Origin of the sequence: Pseudonocardia sp. DSM 110487 (assembly GCF_019468565.1) — a bacterium.
GTDB lineage: Bacteria > Actinomycetota > Actinomycetes > Mycobacteriales > Pseudonocardiaceae > Pseudonocardia.
The window spans coordinates 6,510,329-6,528,933 of sequence record NZ_CP080521.1 but is presented as its reverse complement, the minus strand read 5'-3'; the positions used below and the strand labels follow the sequence as shown (position 1 = coordinate 6,528,933).

Genomic DNA, 18,605 nt, shown 5'->3' with positions numbered 1-18,605 from the left:
CATGACCGTGCTGACCATCGGCGTCGACGTCGGCGGGACGAGCGTGCGGGCCGGTGTCGTCGACGCCGAGGGGAACGTCCACGACACCGCGCGCACCCCGACGCCCCGCAGCGAGGGCGCTCTCGAGGCGGCGCTCGCCGGCGTGATCGGGGAGCTCTCGTCGCGGCACCGGATCGCGGCGGTCGGGCTCGCGCTCGCCGGGTTCGTCACGCCGGACCGGCGGGGCGTCCGGTTCGCGCCGCACCTGTCCTGGCGGGACGCGCCCGTGGCCGACCGGATCGCCGACCGGATCGGACTGCCGGTCGTCGTCGAGCACGACGCGAACGCGGCCGCGCTCGCCGAGCGGCACTTCGGCGCCGCGTCCGGGGCCGGCACGGTCGTGTTCATCGCGCTCGGCACCGGCATCGGTTCTGCCCTGCTGATCGACGGTGAGCTGTACCGGGGCGCGTTCGGGGTGGCTCCCGAGCTGGGGCACCTGAGGGTGGTGCCCGACGGAAGGCCGTGCCCGTGCGGGAAGAGCGGCTGCTGGGAGCGCTACTGCAGCGGCACGGCACTGGCCACGACGGCCGTCGAGCTGCTCGCCCGCGACCCCGGCCGCTCGCCGCTGCTGCGCAGGCTCGTGACGGGCGACCCGGGCCGGGTCACCGGCCAGCGGGTGGCCGGCGCCGCGCGCGACGGCGACCCGGTGGCGATGGACGCGATGGACGAGCTCGCCCGCTGGCTGGGCGAGGGACTCGCGCTCGTGGCGGACGTGTTCGACCCGGAGCTGGTGGTGATCGGCGGGGGAGTGTCGGTCTCGGCGCCGCTCTTCCTCGACGAGGCACGCGAGCACTACGCGGCCACGGTGACCGGCGCGGGCCGCCGCCCGCTTGCCCGCATCCGGACGGCTCAGCTGGGCGAGGCCGCGGCCGTTGTGGGCGCGGCGCAGCTCGCCCGGGAGCTCGCGCACCGCCCCTGACCATTCCGGCGAACGCGCCGTCGGTCGGAACGAGAATCAGACCACCGCGCCGTCGTCGTCGCCGTCGTCGCCGCGGTCCGGGGGGTCGGGCCACAGGCGCAGCACCAGCCAGCCGAGGCCGGCCGCCATCCCGACAAGGCCGAGCGGGAGGCCGTACGGGTCGGGGACGCCCATCCAGCCGGGCACGACGACCAGTACGAGTCCGAGAGCCATCAGGGTGAGCCCGACGAACGCGGGCGGGCCCAGCCGCGGCAGCGGTGGTGGCTCCGGCGGGACGAAGTGCTCGTCCTCCGGCAGCGTCGGGGGTGAGTAGGAGCGCGGCGGCGACGGGGGCGCAGGCTGAGGAGCGGTGGCGGTGGGCTCGTCGAGGTCCGCGGGAGCCGTGCCGGTCTTGGGGGCCTCGTCTTTGGGGCCCTCGTCTTTGCTGGCCTCGTCGTCCGGCCACTCGGGTACGTCCCCCTCGTTCCGCCAGAGCGCCACGATCGAATCGAACTCGTCGGGCGCCGCGCCGTCGGGCTGGGGACGCTCGTCGGGATCGCGGTTCACGCGGCCTCCTCCCTCGGTGCGGGCCGGCGCGGCGGGGAACCCCATCCTGACACGGCCGCACGGGGGAAAGGGAAGAGTTCGCCCGCCGATCCGTCTCGATAACCTCGTGCCCGTTGTCGGCGGCTCGCGCCGCTCCGTAGGCTGGCGCCGTCGAGCTGGAGGGGGCACGCCCAGGTGCTGTACTGGTGGTCCAAATACGTGCTCCTCGGCCCGCTGCTGCGACTGTTCTTCCGGCCCTCGATCGAGGGCGTCGAGCACGTCCCCGCGCGGGGCGGGGCCATTCTGGCGAGCAATCACCTCGCCGTCGCCGATTCGTTCTTCCTACCGTTGCTCGTTCCGCGGCGCATCACGTTCCTCGCCAAGCGCGAGTACTTCATCCAGCCAGGGCTCGTCGGGTGGCTCAAGAAGATCTTCTTCACCGGGGTGGGTCAGGTGCCCATCGACCGATCAGGAGGGTCGGCGGCGCAGGCGGCGATGGACACCGCCGTCCGGCTGCTGCGCGAGGGCAACCTGCTGGGCATCTACCCCGAGGGCACCCGATCCCCCGACGGGCTGCTCTACAAGGGGAAGACCGGCGTCGCGCGGATGGCGCTCGAGGCGAACGTCGTGGTGGTCCCGGTCGCGATGATCGGCACCGACAAGGTCAACCCGATCGGGTCGCGGATCTGGCGGCCGCGCAAGGTGCGCATCAGGATCGGCCCGCCGCTGGACTTCTCCCGGTACGCGGGCATGGCGGGCGACCGGTTCATCGAGCGCTCGATGACCGACGAGATCATGTACGCCCTGATGGAGCTGTCGGGGCAGACCTACGTCGACCTCTACGCGGCGTCGGTCAAGGAGAAGGCGGCCGCCGCGTCCGCGGGATCGGACAGCGCGAGCCCGACGCCGCCCATCCCGACCGACGGCGAGGACGAGGACGGCCGGGGCTCGAGCCGCGTGCCCGGCACCCGGGCCAGCTGAGAGCGCTCTGAGCACGACCCTCCGGGACGCGCTCAAGTACCCAGGAGAAACCGCGTTACGGGCGAGTAATACCGTGCTGTCGTGGCGCGATGGTCGGGTGTGGGAGAGCAGGACGACCCCCTGCGGGCCGACGACGCACTCGTCGGCGCGGAGCACGAGGACGTTCTGCTCGGTTCGGGCACGGCGGACGAGGGCGAGCCCGCCGCCGGGTACGACGAATCCGGGTTCGACGAATCCGGGCCCGACGACGTCGACGAGCACCCGACGTCCGTCGCGGTTCTCGACGACCGGCCCACCACCGAGATCCCGGCCGTGGTGGGGCCCGCGCCCGAGCCGCTCGGCCAGTTCGCCGGCGTGAAACCGTGGGCGGTGTTCGCGGCCGTCGCCGTGGTCGTGATCGCGACGACCACGACGTTGGCGTCATGGCTGCAGGGCCCCACGGCCGAGCGCCAGAGCTTCACCGGACTGATCCAGCCACCGGCGGCGACCGCCACCTCGGCCCCGCCACCGCCCGTGCAGGCGGCCCCGGCGCCGCCTCCTTCGGCCGAGCCCGAGCCCGAGCCGAAGCCGGAACCGAAACCGGAGCCCGCGGCGCGGCCGACGCAGCGGCCGCGAGCCACCACCCGGGCGCCCGCGCCCCCACCCCCGCCCGCCGCGGCAGTGAACGCGCCTGCCACCCCGGATCGGGGGGAGGAAGAGGGGGAGTCCGCGCCGAAGACGTCCGCGCCGAGAGGCCCTGCCGTCGCAGACGCGGAAACCCCCGCGGCGGGCGGCGCAGCGGAGTCCGCCGACGAGGACACGCCGCAGCCGGAGGAAGAGGACTCAGACGAATAGCGCCGTACGTGTGGTGAGCATCGTCAACTAACCTCACGACGTGCGGTTCTTCTACGACTGCGAGTTCATCGAGGACGGGACGACGATCGACCTGGTGTCGATCGGCGTGGTCGGGGAGGACGGGCGCGAGTTCTACGCCGTGTCCACCGAGTTCGACCCGACCCGGGCCGGTGCATGGGTTCGCGCCAACGTGCTGCCGAAGCTGCCCTCGCCAGCCGACCAGGCATGGCGGTCACGCGCCCAGCTGCGCGCCGACCTGCTGCAGTTCCTCACCTCTGCACCAGGGGAGGTGGAGCTGTGGGCCTGGATCGCGGCGTACGACCACGTGGCGCTGTGCCAGCTGTGGGGCGCCATGCCGGCGCTGCCGCGGGCGCTGCCGCGGTTCACGCGCGAGCTGCGGCAGCGCTGGGAGGAGGCCGGGCGGCCGCCTCTACCGCCGCCCACGGCCGACGCGCACGACGCGCTCGCCGACGCGCGGCTCAACCACAGGCGGTGGGAGGCGATCGAGGCGGCGGTGGCCGCCCGCTGAGGCCGCCCGCTGAGGCCGCCTCCGCGGTCAGGTGAAGACGCTCACCCCGCCCGGTCCGACCAGCAGGCCGACGATGATGAGCACGATTCCCCAGAGCATCTGCCCGCGCACCAGGGCGAACACGCCTGCGACGACGAGGACCACGGCGAGTATCCACAACAGGGTTGACATGCTTCCGGGTGTTCCCCGGGATCCTCTGTGGAATCCGGCCGAACGGGTGGTCGCGATAGGTCCCCGGTGTGCCCCGCTAGTCTTGGACATCGTGAACTGGACGATCGACGCACCGGTCGAGGTGCTGCCCGAGTTGCCTCCGTTGCCCGCTGACCTGCGGGCACGCCTCGACGACGCGCTGGCGCGTCCGGCCGCGCAGCAGCCGGAGTGGCCCGATGCGGAGCACGTCGCGCACGTCCGGACCGTGCTCGAGAGTGTGCCGCCGGTCACACTCCCGCCCGAGGTCGACCGGCTGCGGGAGCGACTCGCCGCCGTCGCGCGGGGTGAGGCGTTCCTGCTGCAGGGCGGCGACTGCGCCGAGACGTTCGTCGACAACACCGAGCCGCACATCCGGGCCACCATCCGCACGCTGCTGCAGATGGCCGTCGTGCTGACCTACGGCGCGTCGATGCCGGTGGTGAAGGTCGGGCGGATCGCCGGGCAGTACGCCAAGCCGCGCAGCGCCCCGGTCGACGCGCTGGGCCTGCCGTCCTACCGCGGCGACATCGTCAACTCGCTGCACCCCACGCTGGAGGCGCGGGTGCCGGACCCGTCGCGGATGGTGCGCGCCTACGCCAACGCCGCCGCAGCGATGAACCTCGTGCGGGCGCTCACCGCCACCGGCATGGCCGACCTCACGATGGTGCACGACTGGAACAAGGACTTCGTGCGCACCTCGCCCGCGGGGGAGCGGTTCGAGGACATCGCCACCGAGATCGAGCGCGCCGTGAACTTCATGGCGGCCTGCGGCGTGGACGACCACAACCTGCACAGCGTCGAGTTCTACGCCAGCCACGAGGCGCTGCTCGTCGACTACGAGCGCTCGTTGCTGCGCCTGGACACCACCCGCCCCGAGCCGCGGCTGTACGACCTTTCTGCGCACTTCCTGTGGATCGGCGAGCGCACCCGCCAGCTCGACGGCGCCCACATCGCGTTCGCGGAGCTGCTGTCCAACCCGATCGGGCTAAAGATCGGCCCCACCACCACGCCGGAGCTGGCCGTCGAGTACGTCGAGCGGCTCGACCCGCACGCCACACCCGGCCGGCTCACGCTCGTGAGCCGGATGGGCAACGGACGGGTCCGCGACGTGCTCCCGGCGATCGTGGAGAAGGTCGAGGCCTCCGGGCACAAGGTGATCTGGCAGTGCGACCCGATGCACGGCAACACCCACGAGTCCACCACCGGCTACAAGACCCGCCACTTCGACCGGATCGTCGACGAGGTGCAGGGCTTCTTCGAGGTGCACCGCGCGCTCGGCAGCCATCCTGGTGGCATCCACGTCGAGGTCACCGGTGAGGACGTCACCGAGTGCCTCGGCGGCGCACAGGAGATCTCCGACGCCGACCTCGCAGGCCGCTACGAGACCGCCTGCGACCCGCGGCTGAACACCCAGCAGTCCCTCGAGCTCGCGTTCCTCGTGGCGGAGATGCTCAGGGGCTGAGCCACGGGAACCCGTCAGGCCGGTGTTCTCAGACGGTGGTGAGGGTGACCGTCGACCCGCGCTCCACCGTCGTGCCCGCGCGCGGGCTCTGCTCGACCACCTGGCCGTCGCTGCGGCCGAGGAACGGGATCGCGCTGCGGCCCTCGGCGTCGAGGTCGGACTCGTCGAGGATGTCGGCGGCGTCGTCGAAGCCCTTGCCGACCACGTCGGGCACCTTCACCGTGTCCGACTCGCCGCCGCTCACCACGATCGTCACCGGCTCGCCGACCCGCAGCTCCGTGCCGGCCTTCGGGTCGGTCCGCAGCACGGCGCCCTCGGGCACGGAGTCGCTGTCGTCGGTGTCGTCCGAGCCGTGCACGGGTGTGAGGCCGGCGTCCCGCAGCGCCTGCTCAGCGTCGGCCACCGACGTGCCCGGAGTGATCCGAGGCACCGTGGGACGCCCGGTCGACACGGTGACCTGGACGGTGCTGCCCCGCGGCAACTGCGCAAGCGCGGCCGGGTCGGTGGCGCTGACGAGGCCTTCCGCGACGTCGTCGTGGTAGGCCTCGGTCACCCGTGCGACGAGGTCGGAGTCGGTGAGCAGTTGCTGCGCCGCCGCGGCCTCCAGCCCCACGAGGCTCGGCATCTCCGTGAAGCGCCCGTTGCCCAGCCACCACGCCGTGACGCCGACCAGCAGCGCCAGCACGAGGACGATCGCCGTCCACACCGCGAAGGCCTTTCGGCTGCGCTTCCGGGCCCGCACGTGCGGTCTCGGGTCGCCGTCGTGCGGGCGGGGGAGTGCGCGGGTGCCTCGCGGTCCCGGGGCGGGGAGGGCGGCGCTGACGGCCGTACCGGCGGCAAGGCGTTCGGGCGCCGCGGGCACGGTGTCCTGCTCCTCGACCGGACGCGGGGGCGGCACGGGCGGTGGCACCCGCGGGACCTCCAGCCGCACGGCCACGCGGTGCAGCTCCGCGAGCATCGCCGCCGCGTCGATCGGCCGGACGGCAGGGTCGCGGCGGGTGCAGCGCAGCACGAGCTCGTCCAGCTCGGGGGGTACCTCGCCCGCGATCTGCGACGGCGGCGGCACGTCGGAGTTCACGTGCCGGTAGGCCACCGAGATCGCGGTGTCGCCGCTGTACGGCGGTGCCCCCGTGAGCAGCTCGTACAGCATGATCCCGGCCGCGTACACGTCGCTGCGGGCGTCGGCGTTGCCGGTGGCGACCTGCTCGGGGGAGAGGTACGCGACCGTACCCATGATCATCCCGGCCGTGCTGGGGGCCTGGGAGCTCGCGGTGACAAGGCCGAAATCGGCGACCTTGACCTCGCCCGTGCGGCTGATCAGCACGTTCTCCGGCTTGACGTCGCGGTGCACGAGACCGAGCCGGTGAGCGGCCGCCAGACCGGAGAGCACGCGCTCCATCACGGCGAACGCGGCAGGCACCCCGAGCGCGCCCCGAGCCCGCAGGACGTCGCGCAGCGTGCCGCCCTCCACCAGCTCCATGACGAGGAACAGCAGCGGCCCGTCACCGCCGAGGCCGGTGCCGGCACCGCTGGGGGCCTGGCCCTGGTCGTACACGTCCACGACGGCGGGGTGGTCGATGCGTGCCGCCGAACGGGCCTCGCGCTCGAGCCGGCCGCGGAACGCGGGATCGGCCGCCAGCCGGGGATCCAGCACCTTGATGGCGACCGGCCGGTCCAGCCGCGTGTCGGTGCCCCGGTACACCGTGGACATTCCGCCGCGAGCGAGCAACGAGCCCACCCGGTAGCGCGCGTCGAGCAGCGCGGCAGGCGGGGCGTTCACGCGATGACGGTACCGTCCGCGCTTTCGGCTTCGCCCTCGCGGCGCGCCTGTGGCATCGTATCGCCCCGTGAACGACGTTGTCGGCCTGTCGGAGGACATCGCGACCCTGCCCGTGGCGGAGGTCGCACAGCTGCTGGGCCAGCCGGTCTCCCGGGTACACCAGCTCGTCCGCGACGGCCATCTGCTGTCGTTCCGGCGCGAGGGAGCGGTCGTCGTCCCGACCGACTTCCTCGGGGACGACGGCGCGGTGATCAAGGGGTTGTCGGGCACCATCACCGTCATGCGTGACGGTGGCTACGCGGACCCGGACATCCTGCGCTGGCTCTTCGAGGAGGACGACTCGCTGCCGGGTACCCCGGTGGCCTCCCTGCGCGCCGGCCGGCACCGCGAGGTGAAGCGCAGAGCGCAGGCCATGGCCTTCTGACGCGGGGCCGAAGGCTCCCCGTCCGCGAGTCGCGGTCTCCGTGCGGGTGTGTCGCGGTAGCTGGTCAGGCCCGGATGCGCGCGGCAAGTGCGCGGACGAGGCCCGGGACGGCCACCGCGATGCGGGTGCGCCGGGGGACCGAGACACGGCGGTTCAGGATGTCGTAGTCGGTGGCCGCGATCTCGTCGAGGATGCCGCGGTAGAGGGTGAACGCACAGGCAACGCACGCGCGCGACACCGGTTCGAGCATCCCGATCCCGGGTGCCGCGCGGCGGTAGACCGCACGGGTGTGCGCCACGAGGTGGGCCAGTGCCCCGCGCACCCGCGGGTCCTGCGTACGCGTGCGGCGGCAGGAGGCCAGTAGCTCGCGGTCGACCCCGAACGCCGCGAGCTCCTCGGTGGGCAGGTAGACGCGGCCCCGGTCGAGGTCCTCGCCGACGTCGCGCAGGAAGTTCGTGAGCTGGAACGCCACGCCGAGCGCCGCGGCCGGTTCCTCGGCCTCCTCCCTCGGCACCGTCGTGCCGAGGACGGGCAGCATCAGCAGGCCGATCACCGCCGCCGAGCCGTGCATGTACCGGCCCAGCTCGTCGAACGTGGCGTACTCCGTGATCTCGGTGTCCATCCGCATCGACGCGAGGAAGTCGGCGAAGTGGGCGGGATCGAGCGCGTACCGCCGGGCGGTGTCGGCGACGGCGGCGAGTACCGGGTGTTCCGCGGGAGCCCCGGCCAGCGCCCGCTGCAACCGGAGGCCCAGCGCGTCGAGCTCGGCCGCCTTCTCGGCGGCGGGGCGGGTGTCGCCGAGGTCGTCGACGATCTCGTCGGCGTACCGCGCGAACCCGTACAGCGCGTGCACGGCCGGCCGCCGCGCGGCCGGGAGCAGCCGCGTTGCGAGGAAGTACGTGCGCCCGTGGTGGGCGTTCAGCGCCCGGCAGACGGCGTAGCCGGCCCGTAGCGCCGGGTCGGTGATCCCGGCGGCGGCGAGCTCAGCTCGTGCCGCGTTCGGCACCGTCGACGACGGCCGCGGGGAACGGCTGCCGGGCCCGTTGCCAAGCGCCCGCCGACAGGTGCAGCGGGTCGGGGCGCACGAGCGACACGGCCGCGAGCAGGCCCACCAGCCCCCATGCGATGAGGTAGGGCGGGTTGTAGAGCGCGTCCTCGCCGTTGGAGTAGTAGCAGATGGTGAGCATCACCGAGAAGAACACGGTGATCTGCAGCCCGCGCACCGACCACGCGGCGGCCGCCAGCAGCGCCATGCCCCAGCTGACGTACCACGGCAGCATCGCGGGGGACAGCACGGCGGTGGCCAGTAGCACCACACCTGCCCGGCGGATGGCGTCCGGCCCACCGACGCGCGCCGCCCACCACTGCCGCACCGCGATGTAGACCAGCAGCATCCCGCCGAGCACGCGCGCGACGTTGATGAACGGCTGCTTCGGGACGTTCACGATCATGCTGATCAGCGAGTGGGTGAACTCGCCGACCGCGGTGGGGAGCGACATCCAGTTGACGATCATCGACGGTGCGCTCAGGGCCGGCAGCCAGCCGAGCGAGACACCGGCGGCGAGCGTGCACGCGGCGAACACCGCGACGAAGACCGCACCGCCCGCCGCGATCGCCTTGGCGATCCGGACCCGCTGCGAACCGGACAAGTGCGCGGCCCAGACGAGCACGAGGAACGGCAGCGCGATCGCGGCGCTGGCCTTCACCGCCATCGCGCCAGTGACGAGCGCGATCCCGGCGATGTGGCCACCGCGCAACGCGACCAGTGCGCCCGCGGTGAGCAGGCCGACCACCAGCAGGTCGTTGTGGCCGCCGCCCACCATGTGGATGACCATGACGGGGTTGGCCACGGCCACCCACAGCGCCACCGACACCCGGCCGCCGAGGCGGCGGGTGAGCTCCGGCAGCGCCCACACGAACAGCAGCAGGCCGGGCAGCAGCGCTAGCCGCATCAGCACGACGCCGAGGATGATCGTGTCGCCCGTGAGCCACGCCACGGCCTTCGCGATCAGGATGAACAGGGGCCCGTACGGCGCGGGGGTGTCCTGCCAGAAGTAGTGGACGTTGTCGGCGAAGATCCCCGGCAGCGCCTCAGGACCCACCGCGTACGGGTCGAAGCCGGCCAGCGGAAGGCCACCCTGTGCGAGGTAGCTGAAGATGTCGCGGGTGAACAGCGGCGGCGCGAACAGCAGCGGCGCCATCCAGACGGCGGCTGTGACGAGCACCGCACGGCCACGCGCCCGGTGGGCCAGCACCTCGCGGCCCAGCAGGATCCACGCCCACACCATCAGGCCGACGCCGCCGTACATGAGGATGCTGGCCAGTTCGCGGCCGTGCCCGTAACGCCAGAAGCCGAGCGGCGAGTTCGTCAGGACCGGATCGTGGACCAGCACGCCGCCCGCGCCGAAACCGCCGATGAGCAGCATCAGCGCGGCGGTGAACCCGAGTAGCAGCGGCTGGCTGGCCGGGTGCCCCAACTGATCACGCCACGATCGCCGTACGGCGGGAGCGGGTTCGACGGGGGGCGGCACGTCGAGGATGTCGGGCGCGCCGCTTGGCGCGGCTGCGCGTTCCGCTGCCGTGTCGGGGAGCGTCGACCCGTCGACCGGTGATGGTGGCTTCATGACGCGATCCATGCTCGCATGACCGATGTCAGCCCCCGGTGGGTACCCTGCGCGCCCGCGTATACCGCCGGTGGGCGGCACCCGTGATGCGCTGTGCGGCGAGCCGCCCGGAGATCAGTACCGGCGGGATGCCGACGCCCGGGGTGGTGCCGCAGCCCGCGAGGACGGCGTTCTCCAGCCCACGGACGAGGTTGCGCGGGCGGAACGGTCCGGTCTGCGCGAGCGTGTGGGCGGCCGAGAACGGGGTGCCAGCGGCGTGTCCGGCCGCGGCCCAGTCCGCGGGTGTCACCAGGCTGGTGACGTCGAGGTCCGCCCGTAGCTCCATCCCGCGGTCCGCGAGGACGGCGAGCAGCTCGTCGCGGTAGGCGGGGCCGACGCGGGCCCAGTCGATGCCGCCATGCGCGAGGTTCGGGCACGGTGCCAGCACGTAGAGCAGCTCCGATCCGGCGGGAGCGAGCGCTGGGTCGGTGGCCGTGGGGCGGGTGACCAGCAGCGACGGGTCGCTCATCAGCCTGCCATCGTCGATGATCTCCCGGAACGTCCGGCGCCATGCCGCGCCGAACGAGATCGTGTGATGGGCGAGCTCCGGGCGCGGCGTGCGCAGCCCGGCGTGCAGCACGACCGCGCTCGGCGACCAGCGCAGCGGCACCGGTCGGCGCGGCGCCCGCCCGATCAGGTCGTGCACCACCGGCAGGTCGGGGGTGAGCACGACCGCGTCGCAGGGCAGGCGTTCGCCGCCCTCCGCGCCGGTGTGCCGGACCGCGGTGACGCGCCCGCCGCGCCGTTCCAGACCGGTGGCGGCGCGGCCGTAGTGGATCATTGCGCCCGCGGCGACGGCGGCGTCGGCCAGCGACTGGGCGACCCGCCGCATCCCGCCGCGGGGGAAGTACACGCCCGCGATCGTGTCCATGTAGGCGATCACGCCGTACGCGCCGAGCGCACGGTGCGGCGGCACGCCCGCGTACAGCGACTGGAACGAGAAGATCCGCTGCAGCCTCTCGTCGGGCAGCATCCGGGCCACGCGCGGGCCGAGCCGGGCGAAGCCGCCGAGCGCCGCGAGCCGGGCGAGGTCGGGGCCGACGAGACCAAGCGGCGAGTCGTGGTTGGCGCCGATGAACCGGTCGATCTCCACCTCGTAGAGCCTGGTGAGCCACGCCCGCATCCGCTCGTACCCGGCGGCCGCCGCCGGGCCGCAGGTCGTGCGGACCTCCTCGGCCATCGCATGGGCGTCGGTGCGCACGTGGATCGTGGAGCCGTCGGCGAAGCGGGCGCGGTAGGCCGGGTCGAGCCGCACGAGGTCGAGGCGCTCGTCGCGCTTCTCACCGACGGCTGCGAACGCCTCGTCGAGCAGCTCGGGCATCGTGAGCACCGTCGGACCCGGGTCGGCGTGGTAGGTCCCGTGCGGCGAGCGCAGGTCGAGCCGCCCGGCCCGCCCGCCAGGGTGATCGGCGCGTTCCAGCACGGTCACCTGCCTGCCCGCACCGAGCAGGTGGAGCGCGGTGGAGAGCCCAGCGAGCCCGGCGCCGACGACCACGACGTGGTCGGTGCGTCCGGGGACGCGGTACGTCAACTGCGTACCCCGGTCAACTGCGTCGCCGCGTGGCCGTCACCGCCAGCTCGGCGAGCTGCGACGCGGCGGGCTCTGCGACGTCGGCCGCCGACAGCGCGTCGAGCGCGGAGCCGGTGAGCGCGGCGATGCGCTGCTCGACCGCCTGCACGGCGCCGAGCTCGGTGAGCAGCCCGCGCACCCGTTCGACGCCCGCGTCGTCGAGCCCGGGGTCGCCGACGGCCTCCAGGATGGCCTGGCGCGCGTCCTGCTGCCCCCGCTGCTCCGCCCGCTCGATCGCGACGGCCACGAGCAGCGTGCGCTTGCCCTCGCGCAGGTCGTCGCCTGCGGGCTTGCCCGTGACCTCAGGGTCACCGAACACGCCGAGCAGGTCGTCGCGCAGCTGGAACGCGACGCCGATGTCGGCGCCGAACCGGCGGTAGGCGCTCACCAACTCCGGTGGCGCGTCCGCGATCGCGGCCCCGAGGTGCAGCGGCCGCTCGACGGTGTAGGCGGCGGTCTTGTAGCGGTCGATCTGCAGGGCGGCCCGCACGGACGTGTCGCCCGTGGACTGGTGCAGCACGTCCAGGTACTGCCCGCCGAGCACCTCGGTGCGCATCGCCCGCCACGCGGGCGCCGCGCGGCGCATGGCAGCCGGGGACAGGCCCGCGGCGTGCAGCATGTCGTCGGCCCACGCGAGGGCGAGGTCGCCGAGCAGGATCGCGGCAGCCGCGCCGAACCGGGCCGGCTGGCCGCGCCAGCGCGCCGCGGCGTGCTTGCGGGCGAACTCGACGTGCACGGTCGGCCTGCCGCGCCGGGTGGCCGATGCGTCCATCAGGTCGTCGTGGATGAGCGCGCTGGCCTGGATGAGCTCGAGTGCGCTGATGGCGCGCAGCACCGCGAGGGCCTCGGGCGCCTCGACGGGCCCTCCCGCGCCGCGCCACCCCCACCATGCGAACGTGGGGCGGATCCGTTTGCCACCGCGCAGGACGAAGTCGGCGAGCGCCTCGGTGGCCTCCCCGAACACCGGGTCGATCGTGCCGGCGTCGGCCGTGCGGCTGCGCAGGTAGGTGGTCAGTGCCGCCTGGATCGCGGCGACGACCTCGGAGTCGGCGGGTTGCCCGCCGGGTTCCGGGAGTGGGTGGTGCACGGTGCCCGCGCGGCTCACGGGGACCATCCCGCGGGCCGGGGGCGGGGGAGCGGGGTTCGCGTCGAGCGGGGCACGGGGCCGAGCGTAACCGCGGGTCACCAGGCCCGCGAGTCGCTGGATCCAGGGACGACGGAGCGAAACGGACGCGTGCCGCGCAGCGACTACGCTCCAGCACGTGAAGGTCACCCAGCGGATCAGCCGCGACCGGCCCGTGTTCTCGGTGGAGTTCTTCCCGCCGAAGGATGAGGCCGGGGAGGCCGAGCTCTGGCGCGCGATCCGGCGCCTCGAGCCGCTGGATCCGGCGTTCGTATCGGTCACGTACGGGGCGGGCGGGTCCAGCCGGGACCGCACGATCCGCACCACGGCGCGCATCGCCACCGACACCACGCTCGTGCCGATGGCGCACCTCACGGCCGTGTCGCACTCGGTGGCCGAGCTGCGCCAGGTGATCGGTGCCTATGCCGCGGCCGGGATCTCGAACGTGCTCGCGGTGCGCGGCGACCCTCCCGGCGACCCGCTCGGCGAGTGGGTGCCGCACCCGCAGGGCCTGACCTACGCCGACGACCTCGTGCGTCTCGTGCGCAGGCTCGGCGACTTCTGCGTGGGTGTGTCCGCGTTCCCGTACGGGCACCCGCGCTCGTCCGACCTCGACTCCGACCTCACCCGGCTCGTCGCCAAGATCAGGGCGGGCGCCGACTTCGCGATCAGCCAGCTGTTCCTCGAGCCCGAGGGCTTCCTGCGGTTGCGCGACCGGCTCGCCACCGCGGGCTGCGACGACGTTCCGCTCCTGCCCGGCATCATGCCGCTCACCACGGTGCGCACGCTGCGTCGCGGCCCTGAGCTGTCCGGGGCGCCGCTGCCGCCCGCGCTCGTCGAACGGATGGAGCGCTACGCCGACGACCCGGCCGGGTTCCGCGCCGAGGGCATGGACGTCACGGCCGAGATGTGCGCCCGCCTGCTCGCCGAGGGCGTGCGCGGGCTGCACTTCTACACGCTGAACCGCTCGCTGGCCACGGTGGAGCTGGTGCAGCGGCTCGGCCTCGGCGCCCGCCGCGCCGCCCCCGCGCTCACGGGCTGCTGACCGGCGGGTTGCGGCTACGGCGGGCCATCAGCACCACCGCGGCGGCCGCGAGGGCCACCATGGCGGCCAGCCCGAGCGTCCAGTTGAGCGGCGACGGCGCCTGCGGGTCGGGGTAGGCCACCACGGCCGAGAAGTCGCCGACCTCGCCCGGGGTGAACGTCCAGGCCACCTCGCTGGAGTCGGCGTCCCCGTTGGCCTCGAGGACCTGTCCCGGGAAGTTCATCTTGAGCTGGAAGTCCGCCCGGTCGACCGACACCGTGGTGAGGTCGACGGCCCCGCCGACCAGCACGCGGCTGCCCGCGCGACGCATCTCGAACCGCACCTTGCTGCCGGCCGGGCCTGCCGCCTGCGCGAGCTCGGCGGTCTGGGCGAACGTCAGCCCGTCGAACCTCAGCACGGATCCCGCGTAGCCGTCCTGCCGGTACTCCGACACGTCGACGTCGGACTCCAGGTCGGGCGGCAGCGTGATCGCCGGACCGGGGTCGTCGGGCCCGGTCTCGGGCGTGGCCACGACGATCTGCCCGGTGACCGTGTCGTCGGGCTGCACCGCGAGCGCGGCCTGCACCCGGGCGCACCCGCTCAGCGCGAGCGCGGCGAGCACCAGTCCGAGCAGCGGCAGGATCCGGATGCGGGATGAGGGCACGGGTGCATCGTGCCAAACCGGCGCGGCCCCGCGGGGGAGCGTGCGCTCGCACGCCAGTGGCGTTCGTGGGGTAGAGGCGTTCAGCGTGCCGGGGGCAGGGGGAGGTCGCGGCCGAGCACGGCGAACGGGCGTGCGTCGCCGGTGAACCGGTGCTGGCGCAGGACGTCCTGGAAGCCGGCGCGCCGGTAGAGCCGCCATGCGCGGCCCGGGGCGTCGACGCCGTACTCCGGGGTGGACAGCAGCACCCGGGCGCTCGGGACGTCCGCGAGCAGCGCCCGCAGCAACGACTCGCCGAGGCCGTGGCCCTGCGCGTCGGGGCGGACGTGCAGCTCGGTGAGCTCGAAGTAGTCCTCGAGCCAGCGCTGGGCCTCCGGGCCCGCGGCGACGAGGCCGCGGCGAACCTCCTCGTACCACCACTGGCCCGGCCCGCCCGCGTAGCCGTACGCGATGCCGAGCAGGGTGCCTGCGGCGTCGAGCCAGCCGACCGCCCGCCAGCCCGGCCTGCGGACGTGCTCCAGCCAGAGCGTGCGCCGGTGGCGCGCGGTGCTGGGGGGATAGCCCATCGCGGCGACGTAGACGTGCAACGCCTCGGTGAGCCGGTCGGCGAGCTCGTCCGGCCCGAGCTGGACGAGCTGGCGCGCCGGAGCCCTGGTCACCCGCCCATCACACCACGTCCGGGCGCCCAGGCACACCGTGGTGGCCCCGGACTTGACGCGAAGGCCGCGGCGCGCTTCACTGGACCTCGATCGAACATGCGTTCGATCTCGACGCCCCGGCTGGTGGGGCGGGGGAAGCGCCCCGCCGCCGGGTGCGGCGAACCGTGCCGGTGGGAGGAGCGTAAGCCGGTGAGTGAGGGCGAGCGATGAGCGAGGGTGAGCGATGAGCCTGTTCGGATCGCGGCAACCCACGCCGGTGCAGGTGCGGTGGCAGGACGGTGAGCCCGTCGAGTTCCAGCGCAGGCCGATGCGCCGCGGCCCGCGCTACCTGATCACCGATGTCCAGGAGCGGTGGATCGAGGAGTCGCCGTGGCCGTTCCCGTCGCCCATGCCGATCGGGGGCGACCGGATGCGGTGCTGGCGGGTGCTGGCCCGGTCGGCTGGCGAGCCGGAGGCGCCCGCCCGGGAGTTCGTGCTGCGCATGCGCGCCGGCCCCGGCGTGTGGGACCTCGTGCGGGTTGCCGACTGAGACGCGCCCATCACGGACTTGGAGGAGGCCACGATGACCATCACCACCACGGCGCGCGTGCCCACGCAGCGCACGGGCCCCGCCCGGGCGCGTTCGGGTCCTCGCCCGGCCGCGGCGGCACCCACGTCGCGCGCGGCGCTCGGCCTGCTGCGCCAGGCCGCCGACGGCCTCGCCGAGGCCCACGGCGCCGAGGACCCATTGCTCCGCTACCCGGCCGCCTACCTCGCCGCGCTGCGTGCGGCGGCCGCGGTGCTCGCGGTGCGGGCGCGCCCGCAGCCCCGCCGCGGGGCCACCCGCAACGTGTGGGAGCTCCTCGCCGAGGTGTCGCCGGAGCTCGCCGAATGGGCGGCCTTCTTCTCGGCATGCTCCGCCACGCGGGCGGCGGCAGAGGCCGGCATCGCGCGGCTAGTGAGCCGGCGCGACGCCGACGACATGCTCCGCCAGGCGGAGCAGTTCGTGGGTCTCGTCACGGCGTCGGTGCCGGTGCGCTGAGCGAACCGGGGCTTGATCATCGGCCCGGCGCATTGGCGGCCGGATATGGCCGCCCGTGCACCTAATCGCTGATCATGAGGTCGCGGGGTCAGCGGGTGGCGGGCGGTGCCATCAGTGCCTCGGCAGGGTCGCGGCGGCGGTCGCTGCGCAGCACGCGGCCCAGCAGGAGGGTGAACACGGCGGATGCCTCGCGCGCGCCCGGCGTGTCCCAGCGCTGGATGGGCATGCACGCGCCCTGGGCCTGCTGGATGGCCGAGCGGTCGGGGAGCACCCCGGTGAGCACGAGCGGGCCGAACAGTTCCCGCAGCTCGCTGATGCGGAACTCGTGCTCGGTGTTGCGCGGGCGCACCCGGTTGATCAGCACGCCGAGGGGCTGCAGGTCGTTGTTGCCCCGCTGCCGCTCGGTCTGCACGGCGTCGAAGGCGCGCTGGACGCCGGACACCGCGAACATCGTGGGGTCGGTCACGAGCACGGCGCGGTGCGCCGCGGCGAGCGCGCTGCGGGTGAGCTGCCCGAGAGACGGCGGGCAGTCGATGATCACGAGCCGGTACGGCTCGTCGGCGTCACCTGCGGGGTCGCCCAGCAAGCCGTCGGCGTCCACGAGCCGCTGCAGCGCCCGCCGCAGCTGATTCAGCTGCTTCGGGCTCGGGTCGGGATGGTTGTGCCGCTCGGTCTGCTCGGCACCCACGAGCACGTCGAGGCCGTCGCCCCACCCGCTCGGGGCGATCGCGCGGTGCAGCACGGAGCGGCGCGGCTCGTCGAGCACGTCGGCCACCGTGGCCGTCGTGGGGCCCGGGTCGAGCGCAATCGTGGAGTTGGCCTGTGGGTCGAGGTCCACCACGAGCGTGCGCACGTCGTGCTGTAGCGCCGCGCCGGCAAGCCCGAGCGCGACGGTGGTCTTGCCGACCCCGCCCTTCAAGCTCAATGTGGCGACCACGAGCACGGCGATCAACCTACCTCTTTCAGGTGAGCGCCCGTGGCACCCAGTGGTCTCGGCCGGAAGTGTGGCACGTGTCTCGACGGCCCAGTCTCCCGCCGGGCGTCCCGGCGAATCGGCCGAGTATGCCCGGTACGAGGCCGGCACACCCAGCAGAAACCTGGATCCGCCGATACATGCACCGCACCTCCGGCGGGGACCACTAGGCTGCCGCCGGTGAGGCTCGCATGGTGAATGGTCCGACGGCCGAGGTGGCCGGCGTCGACGGTGGCGCGGTGCACCGCACGCTCGCGGCCGAGATCACCAGCGTACGCGACCGCAGGCCGGGGCGGACGCCTCGCGTGCTCGACGTCGGAGGCGGCAGCGGCGCGTGGGCGGTGCCGCTCGCGCGCCTCGGCTGCGCGGTCACCGTCGTCGACAACAGCCCGAACGCGCTCGCCGCCCTCCAGCGCAGGGCCCGCGACGCGGGCGTGCACGAGCTCGTCACCCCGGTGCAGGGCGACGTCGACGCGCTCGCCGACGTCGCCCCGGCAGGCGGGGCAGACCTCGTGCTCGGCCACGGCCTCCTGGAGGTCGTCGACGACGCCGTGGTCGCTGCGTCCGCCCTCGCCACCGCCGCGGCCGAGGGAGGGGCGGTCTCCGTGCTCGTCGCCGGCCGCTACGCCGCGGTGCTGGCGCGCACGCTCGCCGGCAAGCTCGCCGAGGCGCGGGCGCTGCTGCTCGACCCCGACGGGCGGCTCGGGCCCGGCGACGCGCTGCGCAGGCGCCTCGACGCGGGTGCCCTGCGCAGGATCCTGGAATCCGCCGGAGCGCTGCGGGTCGAGGTCCTGCAGGGCGATGGCGTCCTGGACGGCTGGATCCCCGGCTCGGTGCGGGACGGTGGGCCCGCGGCCGCGCGGGAGGCCGCCGAGCTGGAGCAGCTCGCCGCTGCCGCCCCGCCCCTGCTGGACGTCGCCGCCCGCATGCACGCCCTCGCCCGCCGCGCCTGACGCCGACCCCCGGGGCGCGCTCGGCGCATCGGGGCAACCGCTCGGCTACCGCTCGAGGCTGATCACGAAGCGATCACGGTTGGGACACGGGAATGTCGCGACGAGCGGACTTGATGTGACGGACTAGGCACGCGCGGTGCCCGGTCCGCCTCCTGATCCGTTCCCAGGTCTCACACCTGCGATGACGTCGATCGGAGGGCACCGAGGGGGTGCCGATCACCCTGTGCATCCGGTGATCCGGAAAGATCGACCCGTCCGCTCGACGAGTCCGGGTAG

At 73.9% G+C, this 18,605-nt stretch carries 20 protein-coding genes; 10 read left to right on the top strand and 10 right to left on the bottom strand.

Going from position 1 to position 18,605, the window contains the following annotated elements; translation table 11 throughout:
• The first annotated feature begins 1 nt into the window (after window position 1).
• Window positions 2-958, top strand: coding sequence for an ROK family glucokinase (locus K1T35_RS30445; RefSeq protein ID WP_220255235.1), 957 nt, complete (start codon window positions 2-4; stop codon window positions 956-958).
• A 36-nt stretch (window positions 959-994) separates the two neighbouring features.
• On the opposite strand, the gene K1T35_RS30440 is transcribed toward K1T35_RS30445, so the two are convergent.
• Window positions 995-1,504, bottom strand: a complete 510-nt coding sequence (locus K1T35_RS30440; protein WP_220255234.1) for a hypothetical protein — start codon at window positions 1,502-1,504, stop codon at window positions 995-997.
• Between the two features lie 174 nt (window positions 1,505-1,678).
• On the opposite strand from K1T35_RS30440, the gene K1T35_RS30435 reads away from it, so the two are divergent.
• The 3 genes from K1T35_RS30435 (at window position 1,679) to K1T35_RS30425 (ending at window position 3,827) form a co-directional block, all read left to right on the top strand.
• Complete coding sequence (locus K1T35_RS30435; protein WP_220255233.1) at window positions 1,679-2,464, top strand: 1-acyl-sn-glycerol-3-phosphate acyltransferase; 786 nt, start codon at window positions 1,679-1,681, stop codon at window positions 2,462-2,464.
• 81 nt (window positions 2,465-2,545) lie between these two features.
• A complete protein-coding gene (locus K1T35_RS30430) occupies window positions 2,546-3,298 on the top strand; it encodes a hypothetical protein (RefSeq protein ID WP_220255232.1) in 753 nt (250 codons plus the stop codon).
• A gap of 40 nt (window positions 3,299-3,338) precedes the next feature.
• Complete coding sequence (locus K1T35_RS30425) at window positions 3,339-3,827, top strand: polyadenylate-specific 3'-exoribonuclease AS (protein ID WP_220255231.1); 489 nt, start codon at window positions 3,339-3,341, stop codon at window positions 3,825-3,827.
• Between the two features lie 27 nt (window positions 3,828-3,854).
• Here the strand turns inward: K1T35_RS30425 and K1T35_RS30420 are convergent, their stop codons facing one another.
• Window positions 3,855-3,998, bottom strand: coding sequence for a GPGG-motif small membrane protein (locus tag K1T35_RS30420; protein WP_220255230.1), 144 nt, complete (start codon window positions 3,996-3,998; stop codon window positions 3,855-3,857).
• Between the two features lie 91 nt (window positions 3,999-4,089).
• Between K1T35_RS30420 and K1T35_RS30415 the strand changes: the two genes are divergently transcribed.
• Window positions 4,090-5,478: a class II 3-deoxy-7-phosphoheptulonate synthase gene (locus K1T35_RS30415; RefSeq protein ID WP_220255229.1), complete on the top strand. Its 1,389-nt coding sequence runs from the start codon at window positions 4,090-4,092 to the stop codon at window positions 5,476-5,478.
• A gap of 28 nt (window positions 5,479-5,506) precedes the next feature.
• Here the strand turns inward: K1T35_RS30415 and pknB are convergent, their stop codons facing one another.
• Window positions 5,507-7,258 (bottom strand): Stk1 family PASTA domain-containing Ser/Thr kinase, encoded by a 1,752-nt coding sequence (pknB, locus tag K1T35_RS30410; protein WP_255620912.1) that lies wholly within the window; start codon window positions 7,256-7,258, stop codon window positions 5,507-5,509.
• Window positions 7,259-7,325: 67 nt separating this feature from the next.
• Here pknB and K1T35_RS30405 point away from each other — a divergent pair, with 67 nt between their 5' ends.
• Window positions 7,326-7,682 carry an Rv2175c family DNA-binding protein gene (locus K1T35_RS30405; protein ID WP_255620911.1) on the top strand — a complete coding sequence of 119 codons (357 nt, stop codon included), beginning with the start codon at window positions 7,326-7,328 and terminating at the stop codon, window positions 7,680-7,682.
• Between the two features lie 64 nt (window positions 7,683-7,746).
• Here K1T35_RS30405 and K1T35_RS30400 read toward each other — a convergent pair whose 3' ends face one another.
• From K1T35_RS30400 to K1T35_RS30385, 4 genes are read right to left on the bottom strand one after another with little or no spacing between them, the layout of a single operon-like run.
• Window positions 7,747-8,688 carry a phytoene/squalene synthase family protein gene (locus K1T35_RS30400; protein ID WP_220255227.1) on the bottom strand — a complete coding sequence of 314 codons (942 nt, stop codon included), beginning with the start codon at window positions 8,686-8,688 and terminating at the stop codon, window positions 7,747-7,749.
• Window positions 8,666-10,306: a polyprenol phosphomannose-dependent alpha 1,6 mannosyltransferase MptB gene (gene mptB, locus K1T35_RS30395; RefSeq protein ID WP_255620909.1), complete on the bottom strand. Its 1,641-nt coding sequence runs from the start codon at window positions 10,304-10,306 to the stop codon at window positions 8,666-8,668. The genes K1T35_RS30400 and mptB overlap by 23 nt, the downstream gene beginning before the upstream one ends.
• Window positions 10,307-10,334: 28 nt before the next feature.
• Window positions 10,335-11,876, bottom strand: a complete 1,542-nt coding sequence (crtI, locus tag K1T35_RS30390) for a phytoene desaturase family protein (protein WP_220255225.1) — start codon at window positions 11,874-11,876, stop codon at window positions 10,335-10,337.
• Window positions 11,877-11,889: 13 nt separating this feature from the next.
• Entirely contained in the window at window positions 11,890-13,029 is a 1,140-nt protein-coding gene (locus K1T35_RS30385; protein WP_220262947.1) for a polyprenyl synthetase family protein, read from the bottom strand.
• A gap of 148 nt (window positions 13,030-13,177) precedes the next feature.
• Between K1T35_RS30385 and K1T35_RS30380 the strand changes: the two genes are divergently transcribed.
• Complete coding sequence (locus K1T35_RS30380; RefSeq protein ID WP_220255224.1) at window positions 13,178-14,083, top strand: methylenetetrahydrofolate reductase; 906 nt, start codon at window positions 13,178-13,180, stop codon at window positions 14,081-14,083.
• Here the strand turns inward: K1T35_RS30380 and K1T35_RS30375 are convergent.
• Together K1T35_RS30375 and K1T35_RS30370 are read right to left on the bottom strand one after the other, a co-directional pair.
• Window positions 14,070-14,726 carry a DUF3153 domain-containing protein gene (locus K1T35_RS30375; protein ID WP_220255223.1) on the bottom strand — a complete coding sequence of 219 codons (657 nt, stop codon included), beginning with the start codon at window positions 14,724-14,726 and terminating at the stop codon, window positions 14,070-14,072. The two genes, K1T35_RS30380 and K1T35_RS30375, sit on opposite strands and share 14 nt — an antisense overlap.
• 80 nt (window positions 14,727-14,806) lie before the next feature.
• Complete coding sequence (locus K1T35_RS30370; RefSeq protein ID WP_255620906.1) at window positions 14,807-15,382, bottom strand: N-acetyltransferase; 576 nt, start codon at window positions 15,380-15,382, stop codon at window positions 14,807-14,809.
• 223 nt (window positions 15,383-15,605) lie between these two features.
• Between K1T35_RS30370 and K1T35_RS30365 the strand changes: the two genes are divergently transcribed.
• Both K1T35_RS30365 and K1T35_RS30360 read left to right on the top strand, forming a co-directional pair.
• Window positions 15,606-15,911 carry a hypothetical protein gene (locus K1T35_RS30365; RefSeq protein WP_220255222.1) on the top strand — a complete coding sequence of 102 codons (306 nt, stop codon included), beginning with the start codon at window positions 15,606-15,608 and terminating at the stop codon, window positions 15,909-15,911.
• 33 nt (window positions 15,912-15,944) lie between these two features.
• Window positions 15,945-16,403, top strand: coding sequence for an SAV_6107 family HEPN domain-containing protein (locus K1T35_RS30360; protein ID WP_220255221.1), 459 nt, complete (start codon window positions 15,945-15,947; stop codon window positions 16,401-16,403).
• Window positions 16,404-16,491: 88 nt separating this feature from the next.
• Here the strand turns inward: K1T35_RS30360 and K1T35_RS30355 are convergent, their stop codons facing one another.
• Window positions 16,492-17,346, bottom strand: a complete 855-nt coding sequence (locus tag K1T35_RS30355; protein ID WP_220255220.1) for a ParA family protein — start codon at window positions 17,344-17,346, stop codon at window positions 16,492-16,494.
• 221 nt (window positions 17,347-17,567) lie between these two features.
• Between K1T35_RS30355 and K1T35_RS30350 the strand changes: the two genes are divergently transcribed.
• A complete protein-coding gene (locus K1T35_RS30350; RefSeq protein ID WP_220255219.1) occupies window positions 17,568-18,329 on the top strand; it encodes a bifunctional 2-polyprenyl-6-hydroxyphenol methylase/3-demethylubiquinol 3-O-methyltransferase UbiG in 762 nt (253 codons plus the stop codon).
• The last annotated feature ends 276 nt before the right edge of the window (window positions 18,330-18,605 follow it).

What these genes read in the sequence shown, in the direction of transcription:
- K1T35_RS30385 (WP_220262947.1), bottom strand. Translation starts at nt 13,029, where the DNA reads ATGGTCCCCGTGAGCCGCGCGGGCACCGTGCACCACCCACTCCCGGAA.
- mptB (WP_255620909.1), bottom strand. Translation starts at nt 10,306, where the DNA reads ATGAAGCCACCATCACCGGTCGACGGGTCGACGCTCCCCGACACGGCA.
- K1T35_RS30420 (WP_220255230.1), bottom strand. Translation starts at nt 3,998, where the DNA reads ATGTCAACCCTGTTGTGGATACTCGCCGTGGTCCTCGTCGTCGCAGGC.
- K1T35_RS30445 (WP_220255235.1), top strand. Translation starts at nt 2, where the DNA reads ATGACCGTGCTGACCATCGGCGTCGACGTCGGCGGGACGAGCGTGCGG.
- K1T35_RS30360 (WP_220255221.1), top strand. Translation starts at nt 15,945, where the DNA reads ATGACCATCACCACCACGGCGCGCGTGCCCACGCAGCGCACGGGCCCC.
- K1T35_RS30365 (WP_220255222.1), top strand. Translation starts at nt 15,606, where the DNA reads ATGAGCCTGTTCGGATCGCGGCAACCCACGCCGGTGCAGGTGCGGTGG.
- K1T35_RS30350 (WP_220255219.1), top strand. Translation starts at nt 17,568, where the DNA reads ATGGTGAATGGTCCGACGGCCGAGGTGGCCGGCGTCGACGGTGGCGCG.